The 19,272-nt window shown below is 70.5% G+C and carries 21 protein-coding genes and 1 tRNA gene; 10 read left to right on the top strand and 12 right to left on the bottom strand.

The window, feature by feature from the left end; translation table 11 throughout:
* Positions 1–81: 81 nt before the first annotated feature.
* Positions 82–1,140 carry a histidinol-phosphate transaminase gene (gene hisC / locus FK268_RS10110; protein ID WP_166443475.1) on the top strand — a complete coding sequence of 353 codons (1,059 nt, stop codon included), beginning with the start codon at positions 82–84 and terminating at the stop codon, positions 1,138–1,140.
* Entirely contained in the window at positions 1,137–1,571 is a 435-nt protein-coding gene (locus FK268_RS10105) for an acyl-CoA thioesterase (RefSeq protein WP_146433662.1), read from the top strand. The genes hisC and FK268_RS10105 overlap by 4 nt, the downstream gene beginning before the upstream one ends.
* On the opposite strand, the gene FK268_RS10100 is transcribed toward FK268_RS10105, so the two are convergent.
* The 3 genes from FK268_RS10100 to FK268_RS10090 all read right to left on the bottom strand — a co-directional run bounded on the left by FK268_RS10100 (position 1,544) and on the right by FK268_RS10090 (position 4,840).
* Entirely contained in the window at positions 1,544–2,674 is a 1,131-nt protein-coding gene (locus FK268_RS10100; RefSeq protein WP_146433660.1) for a hypothetical protein, read from the bottom strand. The two genes, FK268_RS10105 and FK268_RS10100, sit on opposite strands and share 28 nt — an antisense overlap.
* Entirely contained in the window at positions 2,655–3,797 is a 1,143-nt protein-coding gene (locus FK268_RS10095; protein ID WP_146433658.1) for an acyltransferase family protein, read from the bottom strand. Before FK268_RS10095 ends, FK268_RS10100 begins: the two co-directional genes overlap by 20 nt.
* A 77-nt stretch (positions 3,798–3,874) precedes the next feature.
* The gene (locus FK268_RS10090; protein WP_146433656.1) at positions 3,875–4,840 is read right to left on the bottom strand and encodes a GlxA family transcriptional regulator; all 966 of its coding nucleotides are present in this window, start codon (positions 4,838–4,840) and stop codon (positions 3,875–3,877) included.
* A gap of 28 nt (positions 4,841–4,868) precedes the next feature.
* Between FK268_RS10090 and FK268_RS10085 the strand changes: the two genes are divergently transcribed.
* Positions 4,869–6,194: an MFS transporter gene (locus FK268_RS10085; RefSeq protein WP_146433654.1), complete on the top strand. Its 1,326-nt coding sequence runs from the start codon at positions 4,869–4,871 to the stop codon at positions 6,192–6,194.
* A gap of 4 nt (positions 6,195–6,198) precedes the next feature.
* On the opposite strand, the gene FK268_RS10080 is transcribed toward FK268_RS10085, so the two are convergent.
* The 3 genes from FK268_RS10080 to FK268_RS10070 all read right to left on the bottom strand — a co-directional run bounded on the left by FK268_RS10080 (position 6,199) and on the right by FK268_RS10070 (position 8,564).
* Entirely contained in the window at positions 6,199–6,756 is a 558-nt protein-coding gene (locus tag FK268_RS10080; protein ID WP_146433652.1) for a DUF6578 domain-containing protein, read from the bottom strand.
* A 164-nt stretch (positions 6,757–6,920) separates the two neighbouring features.
* Positions 6,921–7,757, bottom strand: coding sequence for a DUF6578 domain-containing protein (locus FK268_RS10075; RefSeq protein WP_146433650.1), 837 nt, complete (start codon positions 7,755–7,757; stop codon positions 6,921–6,923).
* 99 nt (positions 7,758–7,856) lie between these two features.
* Positions 7,857–8,564: a hypothetical protein gene (locus FK268_RS10070; RefSeq protein ID WP_146433647.1), complete on the bottom strand. Its 708-nt coding sequence runs from the start codon at positions 8,562–8,564 to the stop codon at positions 7,857–7,859.
* Between the two features lie 153 nt (positions 8,565–8,717).
* On the opposite strand from FK268_RS10070, the gene FK268_RS10065 reads away from it, so the two are divergent.
* A complete protein-coding gene (locus FK268_RS10065; RefSeq protein WP_158636084.1) occupies positions 8,718–9,275 on the top strand; it encodes a MaoC family dehydratase N-terminal domain-containing protein in 558 nt (185 codons plus the stop codon).
* Between the two features lie 31 nt (positions 9,276–9,306).
* Here FK268_RS10065 and FK268_RS10060 read toward each other — a convergent pair whose 3' ends face one another.
* Positions 9,307–10,092: a sulfite exporter TauE/SafE family protein gene (locus tag FK268_RS10060; RefSeq protein ID WP_146433643.1), complete on the bottom strand. Its 786-nt coding sequence runs from the start codon at positions 10,090–10,092 to the stop codon at positions 9,307–9,309.
* 25 nt (positions 10,093–10,117) lie between these two features.
* On the opposite strand from FK268_RS10060, the gene FK268_RS10055 reads away from it, so the two are divergent.
* Complete coding sequence (locus FK268_RS10055) at positions 10,118–10,627, top strand: CGNR zinc finger domain-containing protein (RefSeq protein WP_146433641.1); 510 nt, start codon at positions 10,118–10,120, stop codon at positions 10,625–10,627.
* 13 nt (positions 10,628–10,640) lie between these two features.
* On the opposite strand, the gene FK268_RS10050 is transcribed toward FK268_RS10055, so the two are convergent.
* Positions 10,641–11,633, bottom strand: a complete 993-nt coding sequence (locus FK268_RS10050; protein ID WP_146433639.1) for a bile acid:sodium symporter family protein — start codon at positions 11,631–11,633, stop codon at positions 10,641–10,643.
* A 283-nt stretch (positions 11,634–11,916) separates the two neighbouring features.
* On the opposite strand from FK268_RS10050, the gene FK268_RS10045 reads away from it, so the two are divergent.
* Positions 11,917–12,285: a hypothetical protein gene (locus FK268_RS10045; protein WP_146433636.1), complete on the top strand. Its 369-nt coding sequence runs from the start codon at positions 11,917–11,919 to the stop codon at positions 12,283–12,285.
* A gap of 96 nt (positions 12,286–12,381) precedes the next feature.
* On the opposite strand, the gene FK268_RS10040 is transcribed toward FK268_RS10045, so the two are convergent.
* A tRNA-Ser gene (locus tag FK268_RS10040) sits at positions 12,382–12,466 on the bottom strand.
* Positions 12,467–12,506: 40 nt separating this feature from the next.
* Positions 12,507–13,682, bottom strand: coding sequence for a thiolase family protein (locus FK268_RS10035; protein WP_146433634.1), 1,176 nt, complete (start codon positions 13,680–13,682; stop codon positions 12,507–12,509).
* Positions 13,683–13,895: 213 nt separating this feature from the next.
* On the opposite strand from FK268_RS10035, the gene FK268_RS10030 reads away from it, so the two are divergent.
* Both FK268_RS10030 and FK268_RS10025 read left to right on the top strand, forming a co-directional pair.
* Entirely contained in the window at positions 13,896–14,861 is a 966-nt protein-coding gene (locus tag FK268_RS10030) for an NAD(P)H-quinone oxidoreductase (RefSeq protein ID WP_146433632.1), read from the top strand.
* Entirely contained in the window at positions 14,858–15,844 is a 987-nt protein-coding gene (locus tag FK268_RS10025; protein WP_146433630.1) for a hypothetical protein, read from the top strand. Before FK268_RS10030 ends, FK268_RS10025 begins: the two co-directional genes overlap by 4 nt.
* A 10-nt stretch (positions 15,845–15,854) precedes the next feature.
* Here FK268_RS10025 and FK268_RS10020 read toward each other — a convergent pair whose 3' ends face one another.
* A complete protein-coding gene (locus tag FK268_RS10020) occupies positions 15,855–16,493 on the bottom strand; it encodes a LysE family translocator (RefSeq protein ID WP_146433628.1) in 639 nt (212 codons plus the stop codon).
* A 1-nt stretch (position 16,494) separates the two neighbouring features.
* A complete protein-coding gene (locus FK268_RS10015) occupies positions 16,495–17,754 on the bottom strand; it encodes a cysteine desulfurase-like protein (protein ID WP_146433626.1) in 1,260 nt (419 codons plus the stop codon).
* 69 nt (positions 17,755–17,823) lie between these two features.
* On the opposite strand from FK268_RS10015, the gene FK268_RS10010 reads away from it, so the two are divergent.
* Both FK268_RS10010 and wzm read left to right on the top strand, forming a co-directional pair.
* A complete protein-coding gene (locus tag FK268_RS10010) occupies positions 17,824–18,330 on the top strand; it encodes a bacterial proteasome activator family protein (RefSeq protein WP_146433624.1) in 507 nt (168 codons plus the stop codon).
* Between the two features lie 84 nt (positions 18,331–18,414).
* Positions 18,415–19,272, top strand: a complete 858-nt coding sequence (gene wzm, locus FK268_RS10005; RefSeq protein WP_146433622.1) for a galactan export ABC transporter permease subunit Wzm/RfbD — start codon at positions 18,415–18,417, stop codon at positions 19,270–19,272.

Below are 19,272 nucleotides of genomic sequence, written 5' to 3'. Positions count from 1 at the left end.
TGACCGGCCTCGGTGCTGTGTCGGAGCGGACCCGGCTACCCTGGCCCCGTGGCCACTGAGAACCCGTCCCGCCCCGCGCCGCTGAGCATCCGCGCCGATCTCGACGCGCTCCCCGCGTACGTCCCGGGCAAGTCCGCGCCGGGCGCGATCAAGCTCGCCTCCAACGAGATCGTCGACGGTCCGCTGCCGTCGGTCTCCGCCGCCCTCGCCGAGGTGCTGCGCAGCGCCAACCGCTACCCGGACAACGGCGCCGCGGCGCTCAAGGCCGAGCTGGCGAAGCTCACCGGCGCCACCGAGGAGCAGCTGCACGCCGGGTGCGGTTCCGTGGCGCTGTGCCAGGACCTGGTGCAGGTCACCTGCCGCCCCGGCGACGAAGTGATCTTCGCCTGGCGCAGTTTCGAGGCCTACCCCATCGTGACCCGCGTCGTCGGGGCGACGCCGGTCCAGATCCCGCTCACCGCCGACCACGCGCACGACCTCGACGCGATGGCCGCCGCGATCACCGACCGCACGCGCCTGATCTTCGTCTGCAACCCGAACAACCCCACCGGCACGACGATCTCCGAGGAGTCGTTCGAGGCGTTCCTGCAGAAGGTGCCGCCGCACGTCGTCGTCGCCCTCGACGAGGCCTACTACGAGTACCACCGGGCCAACGATCAGACCGGCGAACGGATCGACGGTGCCGCCCTGATCTCGCGGCACCGCAACGTGATCGCGCTGCGTACCTTCTCCAAGGCCTACGGCCTCGCGGGCCTGCGGGTGGGCTACGCCATCGCCGATCCGGAGCTGATCGCCGCGCTCACCAAGGTGCACCTCCCCTTCTCCGTCAGCGTGCCCGCGCAGGCCGCCGCGATCGCCTCCTTGCAGGCGAACGACGAACTCCTCGCCCGCACCGAGGCCGTCGTCGCCGAGCGCATCCGCGTCCGGGAAGCGCTGCTGGACGCCGGATTCGAGGTCCCGCACACGCAGGCCAACTTCGTCTGGCTCCCCCTCGGCACCGACGCGCTGCGGTTCACCGCCGACGCCGCCGAGGCGGGCCTGCTGGTTCGAGGCTTCGACGGTGCCGGCGTCCGCGTCACCGTGACCGTGCCCGAGGAGAACGACGCCTTCCTGGCCTTCGCCACCGGATGGTCACGATGAGCCTCGGCAAGTACGAGTTCGCCTTCACCGCACACGTTCCCGTCCGCTGGTCCGACATGGACGCGCTGGGCCACGTGAACCACGCGCGGATGGTGACGCTGCTGGAGGAGGCCCGCATCCAGTGGCTGCTCTCCGCCGGGGAGAAGTACGCGCCGCTGATCAAGAGCGCCTTCATCGCGGACGTCGCGATCAAGTACAAGGCGCAGCTGTACCACGAGGATTCGCCGGTTCACGTGGGCATGTACATAGCGTCGAACCGCAGCGTCGATTTCACGATCGGCTACGAGGTGCGGGCCCGCGAGGCGGCAGCGGAGTCGAAGCCCGCGATCCTCGCGACCACCCAGATGGCGGTGGTCGACATCGAGAAGCGCAGCCTACGACGCCTCACCGACGACGAGAAGTCCTACCTGGCGTCCTGGTCGCGCGGCTGAGCCTGACCGGGCAGGGCGCGGCGCGGACCGTCGGGCAGCTGAGGCGGCAGATCGCCCCGCGCGCCCATGATCTGCCCGGCGACGCGGCGCGCGCTCTGCGTGGAGATCTCGCGCTCGCCGGCGCGCTGCACCAGCTCGTGGATCTGCTGGTCGATCGACTCGATGGACATGCGCCGCGGGCGCTTGGAGTCGGCGACGTCCACCAGATCACCGACGCGGGTGAGCGCCGTGACCCGGTCGACGAGCTCTCCCCACACCTTGTCGAGTTCGCCCGACCGGGTGCCGTCGGCGAGGCCCGGCGCGTACCGGAGCTGGCCCCAGACGGACTTGAGCTGCGCGACGTCGGCGGAGATCTGCACGAGGTCGGTGGGCAGATCCAGCTGCATCAGCTGCTCGTCGAACTCGCCCGCGCTGACCGAGCGCGAGTAGCTCACCTTGTCGTAGACCAGGCCTGCGACGAAGAGCAGCACGTCGTAGCGGTCCTCGAAGACGAGGAGCCCCTCGTCGGGCGCACCGTGGCCGTCGACCCAGCCCGCCATCTGTGGCGCGAGCCGGAGTACCGGGCCCGCGACCCGCGCGACGGTGCGCGCGGCGACCGCGGCCGCCGACGGGGTCACCGGCAACGGGGTCAGGCACAGCGCGTCGAAGAGGGCATCGCGCTCGTCGAGGTCGAGGTGCACAGCGTCCTTGCGGGCGCGTCGCACTGCGCGCACACCCGCGGCGAAGGAGAGCCGGTTGAGGGTGAAGGCATGCCGGAAGCCGGCCAGCTTGCGGCGCGCGTCGGCCGCGCGGACCGCATCGGCGGCCGCCTTGGCCTGCAGCAACGGGTTCGGCGGCACGCCGTCGGCCGCCGGAGCGGGGGCCTCGTGCTCGGCGATCCGGCTGAGCCGGCGCAGCTTGGAATAGCCCCCGATGTCCGGGAAGGCGCGTTCGGTATCGAAGCGGTTGAGCACCACCTCGCGGGCGGCGGGCTGCAGATGGCCCGCGGCGATGAGCAGCGCCGCCTCGTCGGAGAGTTCGCGGCGCGGCATGGGGATGGCGCGCGCATCGCACCAGCGGCGCACGGGCGCCTCGATGTGCACCTCAGGCTCCTGTGCGGACATCCGTCACCCCCTTCTGCGTCGCCCTGCGACCTTCATCATCCCCGAAAGGCAGTGCAGCGCGCAGCGCCCATGCGAGGGGGATGCTGACGAGCGAGGTGGCGAGGAAGGCCACGGCGATGTTCCCGGTGAACATCCGCCAGCCAAAGACGTCGAGGAGCAGCACGTCCATGACGATCAGATGCACCAGGAAGTACTCGTACGAGATGCCGCCGAGCCACACCATCGGGCGGCTGCCCAACAGTCGGTGGTACAGCGAGCGGGACTGCGGCGCTAGCCCGAGCGGGGCGATCAATGCGGCCGCGATCACCAGGTACAACACGGATTTCACGATCGCCTCGCCGGGGCTTCCGGGCACCATCGTCGGCGGCCCGCCGATCGCGGGCAACGCGGAGACGACGAAGGCGATCAGCGCCGCCGCGAGGCACGCGGGCGTGGCGCCGCGCGGCCACCGTCGGGCCTGCGCGGCCGCCACGGTCAGGGCCATCCCCGCCAGGAACCACCAGAGGTAGGCGGGCGGCCACATGCGGGCCGTGAGCTCGATGGACGGGGCGATCACGATCCACACCGGCGTGATCGCGGCGAACGCTGCGAGGCCGGCGAGCAGTAGCCCGGGCCGCCACCGGTATCGGCACAGCAGCACGGTGAGCACCCACCCGATCAGCGGAAGCGCGAGGTAGAAGGCCATCTCCACCGCGAGGCTCCACGCCTGCGTGAGGCCCACCCGCAGGTGCCCGAATCCGTAGATCTGGGTGAAGCTGAGGTTCCGGATCAGGCCGTCGATCCCGCGGCCGGACGGGTTGGGCTCGTGCCGCACGAGCCCCAGCGCGTACACGAGGACCACGACCACCCAGTACGCCGGGACGACGCGCCGGAACCGATGCCAGGCGTACCGTCGCAGGTCCGGCTGGTGGCCCGTCCCGTCCTGCAGCAGTCGCACCCACGGCCGGAACAGCAGGAAGCCCGAGAGCGCGAAGAAGATCGGCACGCCGATCTCGAATCGCGCCCAGAAGTGTCCGACGAAGTCGTCGGTGTAGTGCCCCGTGGAGAAGGCGGCGTGCGTCAGGCACACCGCGGCCGCCGCGACGGCGCGCAGCCCGGTGAGCGGCGCAACCCGACTCTGCATTCGACCATCTTGCCCGGCCGCCCCCGGGGATCGTCCAGTGCCCGGGTGGGCGCCGTCCGGGTCCGACGGTGCGACGCTCACGCGCCCGCCGCCTCCCGGAAGACGCGGCGGTAGCCGAGTGGCGTCATCCCCGTGTCGCGGCGCAGGTGCGACCGCAGGCTCGCGCCGGTGCCGAGCCCGGCCTCGCGCGCGACCGCGTCGACGGACAGCGCCGAGGTCTCCAGCAGCTCGCGGGCGCGGTCGAGGCGGCGACGGAGGATCCACGCGCCGGGCGTCTGGCCGGTCTCCTCCCGGAACCGCCGGTTGAAGGTCCGCACCGACATCCCGGCCCGGCGCGCGAGCACCTCGACCGACAGGTTCGCGTTCAGGTTCCGGGTGGCCCAGTCCCGCGGTTCGACCGTGCTGCCCGCCCCGCTGACGGGCACGGGCACGTCGACGAACTGGGCCTGTGTGCCCTCGCGGGCGGGCGGCACCACGCAGTGACGCGCGACCTTGTTGGCCACCGCGGCGCCATGATCCGAGCGGATCAGGTGCAGGCACAGGTCGAGGCCGGCGGCCAGCCCCGCCGAGGTGAGGACGTCGCCGTCGTCGGTGAACAGCACGTGCTCGACGAGACCGACCCGAGGGTAGAGCTTGCGCAGCTGCGCGCCGTACTTCCAGTGGGTGGTGACGGCCCGGCCGTCGAGCAACCCGGCGGCCGCGAGGACGAAGGCGCCGGTGCAGATGGAGACGATGCGCGTGCCCGGACGCACAGCGGCGAGGGCGTCGCGCACCTCGTCGGGGAGGGTGCCCTCGAAGCGAGGTCCTGCGATCTTGGTGCCGGGGACGATGAGGGTGTCGGCCTCGGCCAGCACGTCGAGGCCGGCCTCGGGAACGATCGTGTAGCCGCCCGTGGCGTGGACCGGTCGGCCGTCGACGCCGCAGGTCACGACACGGTACAGGGGCCGATCGTCGTCGTCGGTGGCCTCGGAGAAGCACAGGGGCGGGATCGCGGCATCGAATCCGACGATCGGTTCCAGCAGCAGGACGGCCACGGTGTGCATGGCACGATTCTTTCATATCTTGTCATCAATGCCACTGGTTCGACGGGCCGCCGTCCGGGAATCTAGTGCGGTGACCACTCCGCTGAAGCGCCTACGAGCGCCCCATTACGCCTGGATCGTGGCCGGCGTCGCCTTCGTGACGATGCTCGGCGCGGCGGGCTTCCGCTCCGTGCCGGGCGTCATGATGGACCCGCTGCACATGGAATTCGGCTGGTCGCACGCCACGATCGGCGCGGCCATGTCCGTGAACATGGCGCTCTTCGGGCTCACGGCACCGTTCTCGGCGGCGCTGATGGACAAGCTCGGCGTCCGGCCCGTGGTGATCGGCGCGCTGACGCTCGTTGCCGCCGGCACCGGGCTCGCCGTGTTCATGACCGACGCCTGGCAGCTGGTGCTGTTGTGGGGCGTGCTGGTCGGACTCGGCACGGGTTCGTTGTCGACGGCCTTCGTGGCCACCATCGCGATGCGCTGGTTCGTCGCACGACGCGGCCTCGTCACCGGAGTGCTCACCGCAGCCAGCGCCACCGGCCAACTGATCTTCCTCCCGCTGGTCGCCGCACTGTCGGAGGCGCACGGTTGGCGCACCGCGACCCTCGTCGTCACCGCCGTCGCGGTCGCGGTGATCCCCGTGGCCGGTCTGTTCCTGCGGTCGTGGCCGGCGCAACTGGGCCTGGCGCCGTTCGGCGGTTCCGAGGTGGTGCACCCGCCCGCCCCCACCGGCGGCGCCGTGAAGGCGGCATTCGCGGGCCTGACGACGGGCGCCCGGCACCCCGCCTTCTGGCTGCTGGCCGCCAGCTTCGCCATCTGCGGCGCGACCACCAACGGCCTGCTGCAGACGCATTTCATCCCCGCCGCAGGGGATCACGGGATGCCCGCCACCACCGCCGCTTCCTTACTCGCGGTCATCGGCGTCTTCGACGTCGTGGGCACCATCGCCTCCGGGTGGCTCACCGATCGCGTCGATTCGCGGATCCTGCTCGTCGTCTACTACCTGGGGCGCGGACTGGCCCTCGGCCTGCTCCCCGCGCTGCTGTCGCCGGGGATCGCGCCGGGCCTGCTCGTCTTCATCCTGTTCTACGGTCTCGACTGGGTGGCGACGGTGCCGCCCACGATGGCCCTGGCGCGCGAGCACTTCGGCGAGTCGACGCCCGTGGTGTTCGGCTGGATCTTCGCCTCGCACCAGTTGGGAGCCGCTGTGGCGGCGTTCGGCGCCGGCTACATCCGCGATGCCTCGGGCGGCTACGACCCCGCGTTCTACACCGCGGGCGCGCTCTGCGTGGCCGCCGCGGCGATGTGCTGGGCGGTGCCGAAGGCCCGCGCGTCCGTCGCTTCGCCGGATCCGGTCTCGGTGTGAGCCCTCAGACCCCGGCTTCGGTGAACAAGCGGAGGCCCTCCGCCAGGATGCGGGCGCGGTCCGCCTCCTCGACGGGGCTCGCGAGCCGCACCCCGGCCACGACGCCGGCCGCGGCAGGCCCACCGGCCTCAAGGCGATCCTCGGGCCACATCGTCGCCTCCCGCACCTCGCGGTACTCGACGGACGCGGGGGCGATGTCGAGCTCGCCGGTGCTCTGGCGCACGTAGGTGCCCGTCTCCTCCAGGAGGATCTCGACGGTGCCCACGACCGTCGGCGCCGGTCCGGCGTCGTGCCACCCCAGGCTGACGATGAGGTCGGTGCGATAGGGATCGGTCACGGAGAAGCCCAGCTGCGCGTAGAGGTCTCCGACGCGCACCAGCCCGGACGCCGGATCCCAATCGAGCACCTCGGGCGCCGGATAGCCCGGCCGTCGACTGGGATGCAGGGTGAGCGAACCGCGCACCGTTCCACCGACGCGCGGCACCGTCCCGCAGCACTGGTACTCCCAGTTCGAGATGTGCACGTACTGCAGTGACATGTCCAGCGACCAAGCAGAATTCATGAATCCGAACCGGGTGTTCGGCGACCCGTAGCAGCGCCTCCACGGGAGTCCCGGCCTACCTCCGCGGCTATCGTAGCCAGGCCCTCCTAGGGATGATGCGATTGTACTCGACGTGCCGCTCAGACGTGCCGGGCCACCGGCGCGAGGTCGTGGGCACGCACGGCTCAGCACGGGATCTCCGCGCAGTCCGGATCGATGAGCAGTCGCACCATCAACTCGGACGGTGGATCGCCCGGATCGGGCTCCACGTAGAGCACGCCGAAGATCTCGTCGTCGCGCCCGAAGGTCATCATCGCGCTGGCCTGGAGGACCTCGCCGCGCACCACTCCGGTCAGCCCGGCGAGCATGCCGTCCCTGTCCAGCCTCGCGTCGCCGAGGTCGACCTCGATCGTTCCGCCCACCGTAGGAACCGCCGGACCGAAAGCATCGAGCGGACCGGTCAGATGGACGGTGCGCCGGGTCCGCTCCTCCTCGGCGAGTCGCCCGTCGATCTCGTCTGCCGTCGGAATCCTCGCATCCGTCACGCGCAGCCCGACGACGACGCCGATGGTGGCCGCGCCACCACTCTCGAGCTGTTCCTCAGGCCACCGGGTGGCCTCGTCGACGTCGCGGAACTGCCGCGAATCCGGGTCCACCAGGAGCGTCCGGTCCTCGCCGATCGGCAGGAACCGCCCCGTCTCCTCGATGACCCGCTCGACGGTCCCCGTCACCGACGGCCTCGCGTCACGCTCGTGCCAGCCCAGCGCAAGAATCAGCTCCCCGTCGGGCACCGAGAGGCCGTAGCCGAGCTGCGCGACGGTCGACCCGAGATGCACCATCCCGGAGCGTGGGTCGAAGCCGGTGGCCTCGGGTGCCCGATAGCCGGGGAGGTCGCTCCGATGGACGGTGAGAGTGCCGCTCAGCTCGGCGCCGACGCGGGGAACCGTGCCGCAGCACTGGTATTCCCAGGTGTCGATGTGGACGTACAGCAGGGAATCGTCGTACGACGAGGGAGTGTTCACTTCATGTCACCGGGCGATGGACGAACGAGCGGCGCGAAGACCCCGGGGCCCGGTGTACCCACGGTCAGTCTAGCGAAGACTGTACGCGGGATACAAGATTCAGCAGAAGCCGCACTCGCCGTTGGCCGCGAGCTGGGTGAAGCAGTTCGGGCACAGCTTGGCCGGACGGGGCTCGGGCTTGGCCGGCGCCGCAGCCTTCGTCGCCCGGGCCGACGGTGCCTTCGCCGCCCGTGGCGCCGCGGGGGTGCGGGCCTTCACGACACGACCGTTCGAGGCGGCCTTGGCGGGCTTGATCTTCGCGGCGCGCGCGGCGGCGGCCCGCCGCGCCTCCTCGAGCTTCGGCGTGAGCTGCGGGGCAGCGCCGACGGGCACCGTCGCACCGAAGTGGAGGTAGCAGGCGAACCGGGCCGCGGCGGCGTGCTGATCCAGATTCTCCGGCACCGGCAGATCCGCGGCCGCGACGGCGTACGCGTAGCCCTCTCCGACCGTCTGATCGTGCGCGACCATGAGGGCCACCAGCGGCGGCTCACCCGCTGCCTGGCAACGGTCCGTGACACGGCGCTGGAGCGCGGTGATCCAGAGGCGGACCGGGGCGCGGGTGGCGACGCCGGCATCGGCCTGCGCACGCGCGGCGAGCTCGGCGTAACTGATGTAGGAGCCGTACCGGCCGGCGAGTTCGACGAGCGCGTCGTGGGCGGCCTCGGCCCACAGATCCAGCGCCTCGGAGAAGGGCACGGACAGTTCATTGGCGGTGCGCCAGGCTTCGAGGTCGATCGGGTCTTCAGGGGCAGCGCCGGCTTCGCTCACCGCACCATTTTACGGCGAGCCATGGGGTGCAACGCAAACCGTCGAGCTCGACGTGAACTCGACCACACCCACTCGAAGGCGGACCAAGCCCTCGAAGGGATTCTTGGAGGAACGGACAAATCCCGGGAGGCGGCTGCCCGATACGTTGGGCGAATGCCGAACAACGATGCCGCCCCCGCGCTGACCCCGGAAGAGATCAGCGAGCGCGCCGCGTCCGCGGTCGGCTACAGCTATGTGCACCCCGACACCTACCTCGTCGGCCGCGAGAAGGTGCGCGAGTACGCCCGCGCCTCCCAGTTCACCGCGCCGGTCCACTTCGACCTCGAAGCGGCCCGGGCCGCCGGCCACGACGACCTGGTCGCGCCGCCGATGCTGGTGAGCGTCGCCGGAGTCGTGGCCAACCGCGCCCTCTTCGACGATTCGGTGCTCGGCTACGGGGCCAGCCAGCTCATGCAGGCGGACGAGTCGATGGTCTACCACCAGCCCGTGCTCGCCGGGCACGAGCTGACCTGCCACGTGCACGTGGACAAGCACCGCCGCGTCGGCGGGTTCGACATGGTGACGATCCGCAACGAGATGTACTCCCAGGACTCCGAGCACCTGGTGACCTTCTCCACCACCCTGATCGGCGGCTCCCCCGACGGCGACGACGCGGCCGACTTCGGCGACGCCGCCGAGCAGGTCGTGATGCACGGCGTCATCAACGCCTGATCCGGTCGCACACGCTCAGCGTCGCACGTGCTCAGCGCGCGAACTGCGTCACGGTGTCGTAGCCGAGTTTGCCGATGAACGCCGTGACGACCACGAGGAAGACGAACTTCACGAAGCCGCTGCCCCTGGCGACCGCCGTCCGCGCGCCGAGGTAGCCGCCGGCCACGTTCGCGCACGCCATCGCCACGCCGAGTTTCCAATAGCCCGCGCCCTGGGGCAGGAAGACCACGAGCGAGGCAAGATTCGTGGCGAAGTTCGCGACCTTCGCCTTCGCCGAGGCCTCAAGGAAGGCGTAGCCCATGAGGCCGACCATCGCGAAGACGAGGAAGGATCCGGTCCCCGGCCCGAGCGCACCGTCGTACACCCCGATCGCGAACCCGGCCAGCCCCGCCGTCACGAGGTGACGGTGCCCGCGGTAGCGCAGCGCGGTCTCTCCGCCGAGGTCCGGCTGCCGCAGGGTGTAGACGAAGACTGCGATCAGCGCCGCGAGGATGATCGGGTTGAACGCCGAGCGCGGGATGTGCGAGGCGATCAGGGATCCCGCGATCGCGCCCGCGAAGGCGGGGACGGCGAGCGCGACGACGGTGCGCCAGTCCGGACGCACGCGCCGCCAGTAGGTGATGCTGCTGGTGGTCGTGCCCGCGATCGAGGCCATCTTGTTGGTCGCGAGCAGATGGATCGGCGCGGCGGTCGGGAAGGCGATCAGGAGCGCGGGCAGCTGGATCAGTCCGCCGCCGCCCACCACGGAATCCACCCAGCCCGCAGCGAGCGCCGCGAGCAGCAGGAGGAGCAGCGTCGTCGTGGTGATGTCGGGCACCGCACGATCGTGCTGTAATGGCCTTGTGCATATCAACCCTTACGGCGAGGGGCCGATTCTGCTCGCTGTCGACCTGGCGAACGATCCGCCCGTCGACCTCGCCGACCTGCTCCGACGGTGCGATGCGCACGACATGCTGGCAGAGGAGGTGCGGCCGGAGGACTTCGCCGGGTGCCGTGCGCTGATCGACGCCTGGCTCACCGTCGTCGACGCAGACGACGTGCGCGCGCGGGTCGAGCGGCTCAACGCCCTGCTCGCGGAGCACGCCTCCCATCCCCGGCTCACGGACCACGCGGGCTCCGGCTGGCACATCCACTACCGCGAGTCGGGCGCCACGTTGACCGGCCAGCTCGCCGTACTCATCCTGACCGGCACGGCTCTCCACCTGACCACGCGCGGCATGAACCGGCTGAGCCGGTGCGCATCGTCGGACTGCGACGCGGTGTTCGCCGACGTCTCCCGCAACGGCCGGCAGAGGTACTGTTCACCGCGCTGCGGCAGCCGGGAGGCGGTGCGGCGTCACCGGGCGGGCTGAACGGCCCCTTCGGTCACGACGACACGACGCGCGAGTCGTCGCGGATCGGCCTGCGAGCGAGCCACGCTGCCACGATGGCACCGGAGACGTTGTGCCACAGCGAGAACACCGCCGAGGGCAGGGCGGCGAGCGGCGAGAAGTGCGCCGTGGCCAAGGTCGCAGCCAGGCCGGAGTTCTGCATCCCGACCTCGAAGGCGAGCGCGCGGCGGGCGCGGTCGTCGAGGCGGCCGACCTTGCCGGCCAGGTAGCCGAGACCGAGGCCGAAACCGTTGTGCAGCACCACCGCGAGGAAGACGATGCCGCCCGCCGCGGCGAGCTTGCTCGCACTGCCCGCCACCACGATGGCGACGATGAACGCGATGACGAGGGCGGACGCCCAGGGCAGAATCGGGAGCGCCCGCGCGACGATGCTCTTCGCGAACCGTCGCGCCAGGACACCGAGGATCACCGGCAGGAGAACGGTTTTGACGATGTCGAGCACCATGCCGCCGGCGTCGATGGGAAGGTAGGAACCCGCGAGCGCGAGTACCAGTAGTGGCGTGACGATCGGCGCGATGAGCGTCGAGACGCTCGCGACCGCCACGGACAGCGCCACGTCGCCCTTGGCCAGGAATGCCATGACGTTGGACGCCGTCCCCGACGGCGCGCAGCCCACGAGGATCACGCCGACCGCCAGCTCGGGTTCGAGCTGCAGTGCGTGCGCGATCACCCAGCCCGCGCCCGGCATGATCACGTAGTGCGCGACGATGCCGAGCACGACCGCCCAGGGCCGCTTCGCCACCGACGCCAGATCCGGCGGGGTCAGCGTGAGCCCCATGCAGAACATGATCACGCCCAGCAGGTACGGCACCGACGGCGCGAGCGGCTTGAACGTGCTCGGCGTCAGGTAGCCGACCACGCCCGCCACCAGGACCAGGAGGGGGAAGACGGTGACCGCCGTCCGCGCGACGCGCGCTTCGGCCGCGAGGGCGGGATTCTCAGTTCCGGGAGACGGTTCCGACGACATGCTTCGATAGTCTCACTTCCCGGCCGCGCCGGTCCACCGACCAGCCTCGTTGCCACCGCCGGTACACGACTGCCAGCTCACCATAGGTCGGCAGAAGGGCCCCCAGGCGACCTGCGCGACGTAACGGGCGCACGCAAGAGCCACCCAACCGCGCCTTAAGTCGGATACGGAAACCTCGTCGGTGAGGGCGCGAGGCCGACTCCGCCCGACTACCTCAAGACCGGTGGCACATGAAGCTCGAGGCCTCTCGCACCGGACTCCGCTCGTCACAGGATGGGATGCCATGAACAAGTCCACTCGATTCGGTGCCGCACTCGCTCTGTCCGTCCTCGCCGCCGCCACTGTCGGCACCACAGCATCTGCGGAGACGATCACCTACGGCCGCGGCCCCAACTTCGAGTTCCGAGACCCGGGCCTCGGGACGACCGTCTACTTCACCCCTGGACACCCCGCGCACAACGTCCGGCTGTGGGCGGACAACGAGGCCGGGGGCCTCACCTTCAGCGTCCGGATGTTCTCCGGCGACGAGATGGTGTGGTCCGCCGCCGATCAGTCGGACCGCGTCTACTTCGTCGGGAGCAATGTCACGAGGATCCAGATGTCGAGGGACTGCATGTGCGCCGGCCGGAACGGAGTCCAGGCCCGCGGCTGACCAGCGCAGCGGCGCGAATTCCCGATCATTGTTGGGAATGCCAGGAGACGAGTTCAGGGCGGATCAATAGACCCGCCCAGAATTCATCCTGACCTGCGGAAGCGGAGGGATTTGAACCCCCGGTGGTTTCACCCACGCTCGCTTTCAAGGCGAGTGCATTCGGCCGCTCTGCCACGCTTCCCTAGCGCCGTACGATACCGGACCCACCGGCGACTCACCGCTCAGAGACGCTCGATGATCGTCCCGTTCGCCATGCCGTTGCCCTCGCACATCGTCTGCAGGCCGTAGCGGCCGCCGGTCTGCTCGAGATGGTTGACCAGCGTCGCGAGAAGCCGGGTGCCCGACGCGCCGAGCGGGTGCCCCAGCGCGATGGCGCCGCCGCGGGGGTTCAGGCGGGCGGGATCGACGTCGAACTCGGCGGCCCAGGCCATCGGCACCGAGGCGAAGGCCTCGTTGACCTCGAAGGCGTCGATGTCCTCGGCGCGCAGGCCGGCCCGGGCGAGCACCTTGTGCGTTGCGGGGATGGGGCCGCTGAGCATGACCTCGGGATCCGAGCCGACCACCGAGAACGCGTGGAACCGCGCCCGCGGGGTCAGCCCCAGAGCCTCGGCCTTCTCAGCGCTCATGATCAGCGCCGCGGAGGCACCGTCGGTGAGCGGCGACGAGTTGCCCGGCGTGATCGACCAGTCGATCTCGGGGTACTGCTCGGCGAACCGGGGATCGGCGAACGCGGGCTTCAGGCCGCCCAGCCCCTCCGCGGTGGTCGAAGCGCGCACGGTCTCGTCGACGGTGTGCGAGCCACCGTCGGGCAGCGCGACGGGCACGATCTCCCGATCGAAACCACCCGCGGCCGCGGTGGCGGCGGCACGGCGGTGCGACTCGGCGGCGAAGGCGTCGAGCGCCTCCCTATCGAACTTTCCTCGTGCAGCCAGCAACTCGGCACCGATGCCCTGGTGCGGCAGGCGCGGGAAGCGGGCGGCGAGCGGCACGAAGGGCGCTCCACCGGCAGAACTGGTACCCATGGGCACCCTGCTCATGGACTCGACGCCGCCGGCGATCACCACGTCGTACGCGCCGGCGATCACGCCCTGCGCGGCGAAATGCGCCGCCTGCTGGGAGGATCCGCACTGACGGTCGATGGTGGTGCCGGGCGTCTCGATGGGCAGGCCCGCCGCGAGTGACGCGACCCGCGCGATGTTGAGCGCCTGGTCCCCGACCTGCTGGACGCACCCTCCGATCACGTCCTCGACGAGAACGGGATCGAGATCGTTGCGCTCGATCAGGGCGGAGATCACGCCCGCGAACAGGTCGACGGGGTGCACGGGATGCAGTGCGCCGCCCGGCTTCCCCTTTCCCGATGGGGTGCGGACGATGTCGACGATGACGGCTTCGGTCATGACTGGGATCCTTCGAGGCTCGGAGCGTTCGGCGGGGCACTGTGCGGAGTGCGATGACGCAGCCGGTCTCCTCACCGGTAGCACCACCACGTCAAGTGACAGAATGTTCCTTCACTTGTAACACATCGAGAGCCACCGCAACCAGTTCCTGCGGAACCGGGACCGACACCACACTGCGCGCGACGATCGCGCCCGGTGTGCTACCCATGAACCATGAGGGCGATCGGAGTCGACGAAACCACGCAGGACCTGCAGCTCATCGCCCTACCGACCCCGGAGCCGGGCCCCGGTGAGGTGCGCATCGCCGTCGCCGCGACGGCGGTCAACCGGGCCGACCTCATGCAGCGCCGGGGCCTCTACCCTCCGCCGCCCGGAGCCAGCCCCATCCTCGGACTGGAGGTCTCCGGCACCGTCGACGCCGTGGGACCGGGAGTCGAGGACCTCGAGCACGGCGACGAGGTCTGCGCGCTGCTGTCGGGCGGTGGTTACGCCGAGTACGCGGTGGCCCCCGCGGCGCAGTGCCTCCCCATTCCCACCGGGGTCTCCCTCATCGACGCCGCGGCCCTGCCCGAAGTCGCCTGCACGGTCCACTCGAACGTCGTCACCGAGGCCGGGCTCCGCGCCGGCGAGACGCTCCTGATCCACGGCGGCGGCAGCGGGATCGGGACCCACGCCATCCAGCTCGGCAAGGCACTCGGTGCGACGGTGGCGGTAACCGTCGGCTCCGAGTTCAAGGCACAGCGGTGCCGCGAGCTGGGTGCCGACATCGTGATCGACTACCACGCCGAGGATTTCGCGGAGATCCTGCGCGACCGGGCCGACGTGATCCTCGACATCATGGGTGCCAAGTACCTGCCGCGCAACGTCCGGGCGCTCGCCCCGCAGGGCCGACTGGTGATCATCGGGCTGCAGGGCGGCGCCACCGGCGAGCTGAACATCGGTGCGCTGCTGGGCAAGCGGGGCCGCGTCAGCGCCACCAACCTGCGGGGTCGCCCGGCCGACGGACCGCACGGAAAGGCCGAGGTGGTGGCCGCGGTCCGCGCGCAGGTCTGGCCCCTCTTCGCCGACGGTACGCTGCGCCCCGTCGTCTCCGCACGCCTGCCGCTCGCCGATGCCGAGGCGGCGCACGAGCTCCTGAACTCCCCCGAATCCGTCGGAAAGGTCCTGCTGACGCCATGATCGACGACCTCGCCACCCGCCTCCTCGAAGCACAGATCACGTTCGCGCGCAAGCAACTCCGGGACACCTCCTACCACTCGCTGGTGATCGACGAGGTGGACCACGCGCTCGCCGTCGCGTCCGAGCTGACGCTCGCCGAGGCCGTAACGCCCGACATGATCAAGGCCGTCGCCGCGAAGTACGCGGTGCAGGTACCGGTCGAGGGCGCGATCCCCGAACTCGTCGGCGAGATCGCGGGCCGCCTGCACGGGCACGCCGTCAACGAGACCACCCGGCTCGAGGAGGTGATCGACAGCCACAGCTTCGAGAAGCTGCTGACGACCGTCACCGAGATGGACCTCACCCGACGCGTGGTGCAAGCGGTGTCGGAGAGCCCGGCCACCGAGGACGCGGTCGCTTCGGTTCTGCACGCCGCCGCATCCTCCGCCGCCGACGACGCCACCCGCGCCCTGGCGCGGAACGCGGTGACGCGCACCGTCGCCGGTGCGGCGGCCCGCGCGCTGCGCCCTGCACTGCCCACGATCGGGCAGCGCGCCGACGCGGCGGCGCGGCGCGGTGTGCGCTTCGCTCTGCGGCGAGTGGCCGTCGAGGGCGACGAGACCCTCGCGGACGCCGTCCGAGACTTCTGGCGCCGGCAGCGGGGCAGCGTCCTCGCCGACTACCGCGGCGTGGTCACCGACGGGGACCTCGAGGACGTCGTGGTCCTGATCTTCGAGTTCTGGCGCACCTTCCGCGACACCGACTACTTCCGCGCACTGCTCGACGAGGGCATCGACCACGTCTTCGACAAGTACGGCGATGCCTCGCTGTACGAGCTGCTCGCCGAGCTGGGTGTGGGGCGCGAGGACATGATCGAGGAGGCCCTGCGTTTCGGCCCGCCCGTGATCGCCACGCTCGACGAGCGCGGCGTGATCGAGGATCTCCTCCGCCGTCGGCTCACCCCGTTCTTCGAGTCCGAGGAGTACCGCGCCGCGATCGGCTGACGCGCAAACGTCACACGAACGCGAGCACCAGCATCACCACGCCGGCGACGGCGGAGATCGCCGCGCCGACCGCGGTCACGATGCGCTGGATCCGGTCCGTGGACCGAGCACGCAGTACTGCGCCGAGGGAGACCAGCACCAGGTTCCAACCGACCGAGGCGATCCCGACGCCGAGCGCGAACGCCGTCGCCACCGGCATGCGGCTCAGACTCTCACCGAATCCCACGGCGATCGCACCGAAGTACACCAGCGGGAACGGATTGACCACCGTCAGAGCGAAGAACATCCCGAACCGGGCCAGGCCCGTACCGGCACGGGAGGACTCGGTGTCGTCGTCCTTCGGGGCGGGCCGCTGAGCCTGACGGGCGAGGACCACCGCGACGACCAGCAGGAGCACCCCGCCGATGATGGACGGCCACGGCTCCCAGCCCTCGACGACGGGCGCCACGACGGTGCCGGCCGCGAGCGCGACGATCGCGAACAGCAGGTCCGCGACGCCCACACCGAGCGCGGCGGGAACCGCCCGCCGCCACCCTCGCGAGGAGCCCTCGTTCAGCAGGAGGATCCCCATGGCCCCCAGAGGGAGAACCGCACCCAGACCGGCCACGAGCCCCGCGCCGAACGCGCCCGCCAGGGCCGGCAGATTCACATCAGCCCAGGGAGGCGAGGGCGCGGACCAGCTGATCCACGTCGTACGGGGTCGAGTACGGCGCCAGCCCGACGGTGACCGCGCCGCCGTACTCGGGCACACCCAGGCCGGCGAAGTACCGGCTGGGCACGTTGGACAGGGCGCACACGCCGTTGTCCGCGAGGCGCTTCGCCGCCTTGGCCGCGGGCACGCCCGGCATCGTGAACGAGACCGTGGGCACTCGCCGCTCGGCACGACCGATGATCGCGACCTGCGGCGCGGATGCCAGGGAGTTGAGCAAGTAGAACAGGAGCCGTTGCTGGTACTGGCGCAGCCCGAACATCGACTGCTCGAGCCTGTCACGGCGCGTGCCCACGGACGACTCGTCCAGTCCGGCCAGGTGATCGATCGAGGCGATGAGTCCGGCCAGCATCGCGTACTGGTGCTCGCCCACCTCGAAGCGCTCGGGCCCCGTCAGGTTGCGGTCCGGGTTGACCCCGCGCAGTCGGCCGATCAGTGACGGGTCACGGAAGGCCATCGCGGCGACCTGCGGGCCGCCCCACCTGTTCGCGCTGACGAGCAGGACGTCGGCACCCAGGCGCTCGATGTCCAACAACTCGTACGGCGCGGCACTCGTCGCATCCACCACGAGCAGCGCACCCACGCGGTGCGCCGCCGCGGCAGCCGCCGCCACGTCGATCACGGTGCCGATCGTCGAGGAGGCGTAGGAGACCGCGATCACCGAGGTGGACGGGCCGGCGAGCTCCTCGAACTGCCACGCCGGGACCTCGCCGGTCTCGATGTCGGCCTCGACCCAGCGCACGCGCCCGCCGCCGCGATCCGCCACTCGCAACCACGGCGACTGGTTGGCATCGTCGTCGAGGCGGCACAGCACGATCTCGGACCCCAGGCCCAGCCGCGCGCTGAGCGACTCCGCCAAAGAGTTGAGGAGCTGCTCCCGACTGGGCCCGAGCACCACTCCCTCGGGCTTTCCGCCCACCAGATCCGCCACCGCCACGCGGGCCGCCTGCACGATCGAGCGCGTGTGTGCAGCCGCAGCATAAACGCCGTAGGGGTTGCTCACGAATCCGCGGAAAGCACTCGCCACCGCGGAGGAGACGGCGCCCGGAATCTGGGCGCCCGCCTGCGGATCGAAGTGGATCCATCCGTCCCCCAGGGCAGGGTAGAGCCCCCGGACGCGGGCGACGTCGAATGCGGATACCGCAACCGCAGTCGACGAGGTCCGGCCGGGTGCACCCTGGCCTTCTGAGAACGTGTTCACTGGCTCGCAGATTACACCGCCCCTCGGACGACTTCTGGGCCGCCCGCGTCGAGCTGCCAGAATGGTGCTATGAGCGATCGCAACGAGGTGGAGATCATCCCCGCAGGGGCAGGTACCGGCGCGGCCGACGGATCCGACGAGACCGATGCCGCCGAAGAACTGCACGGCATGGTCGAGCAGCCGGCCAAGGTGATGCGGATCGGCACCATGATCAAGCAGCTCCTGGAGGAGGTGCGCGCCGCGCCGCTCGATGAGGCCAGCCGCGCGCGGCTCAAGGACATCCACCGCACGTCGATCAAGGAGCTCGAGGACGGGCTCTCCCCCGACCTGCAGGCGGAGCTGGAGCGCCTGGCGCTGCCCTTCACGGACGAGTCGACCCCGTCGGATGCGGAGCTGCGGATCGCGCAGGCCCAGCTCGTCGGCTGGCTGGAGGGCCTCTTCCACGGCATCCAGACGGCGCTCTTCGCCCAGCAGATGGCCGCTCGCGCGCAGCTCGAGCAGATGCGGCAGGGCGCACTGCCTCCGGGAATGACGCCCGGCCCCGAGTCGCAGACGGGCCACGGCCAGTACCTGTGAGACCGGCGCCGATCCCGAGGCGGGGCGACCGGGGACCGTCGACCTCCGCTGGACCGATGGCGACGACGGGTACCCTTCAGACTCGTGCCCGTCGATAGCCCCAACGCCGCCCAACCGGCGCCACTCGTCTCGGACTCGCGCACCTTCCGGCGCGCGATCCGGGACCTCGTCGACGGTGCCACCGTGCACCGCGAGCTGTGGCTGGAGCTGGGCTGGCAGGACATCAAGCAGCGTTACCGCCGGTCGGTGATCGGCCCGTTCTGGATCACGATCGCCACCGGCGTCACCGCCGGCGCGCTCGCGCTGCTGTGGTCCGTGCTCCTGAGCGCCGACGTGAAGGTCCTGCTGCCACAGCTCACCGTCGGCTTCGTGCTCTGGGCGTTCATCCAGAGCTCGATCATCGACGGCGCCGAGGTCTTCATCGCCAATGAGGGACTGATCAAACAGCTGCCCTCGCCGCTGTCGGTACACGTCTACCGGCTGGTGTGGCGGCACCTGCTGTTCCTCGCCCACAACGCGATCATCCTGGTGATCGTGCTGGCGATCTTCCCGCCCAAGCAGTGGTCGTGGACGCAGCTGAGCCTGATCCCCGCGATCGGCATGCTCGCCATCACCGGGGTGTGGGTCTCGATGTCCTTCGGCATCCTGGCCACCCGGTTCCGCGACATCGCGCCGCTGCTCACGGCGCTCACGCAGCTGCTCTTCTACATCACCCCCGTGGTGTGGACGCTCGACACCGTTCCGGGCGGCAACACCGAGCGCGCGAAGCTGGTGAAGCTGAACCCGCTGTACCACTACCTGGAGATGGTCCGCGGGCCGCTCACCGGCAAGCCCTTCGATCCCCAGCACTGGTACGTGGTGATCGGCTGCACCGTCGTCGGAATCGCGCTGATGCTGGTGCTCATGAAGCAGTTCCGTTCCCGAGTCGCGTATTGGGTGTGA

Origin of the sequence: Tsukamurella sputi (genome assembly GCF_007858445.1) — a bacterium.
Lineage (GTDB): Bacteria > Actinomycetota > Actinomycetes > Mycobacteriales > Mycobacteriaceae > Tsukamurella > Tsukamurella sputi.
The sequence above is the reverse complement of the archived record's forward strand: the minus strand, read 5'-3'. Positions and strand labels throughout refer to the sequence as shown.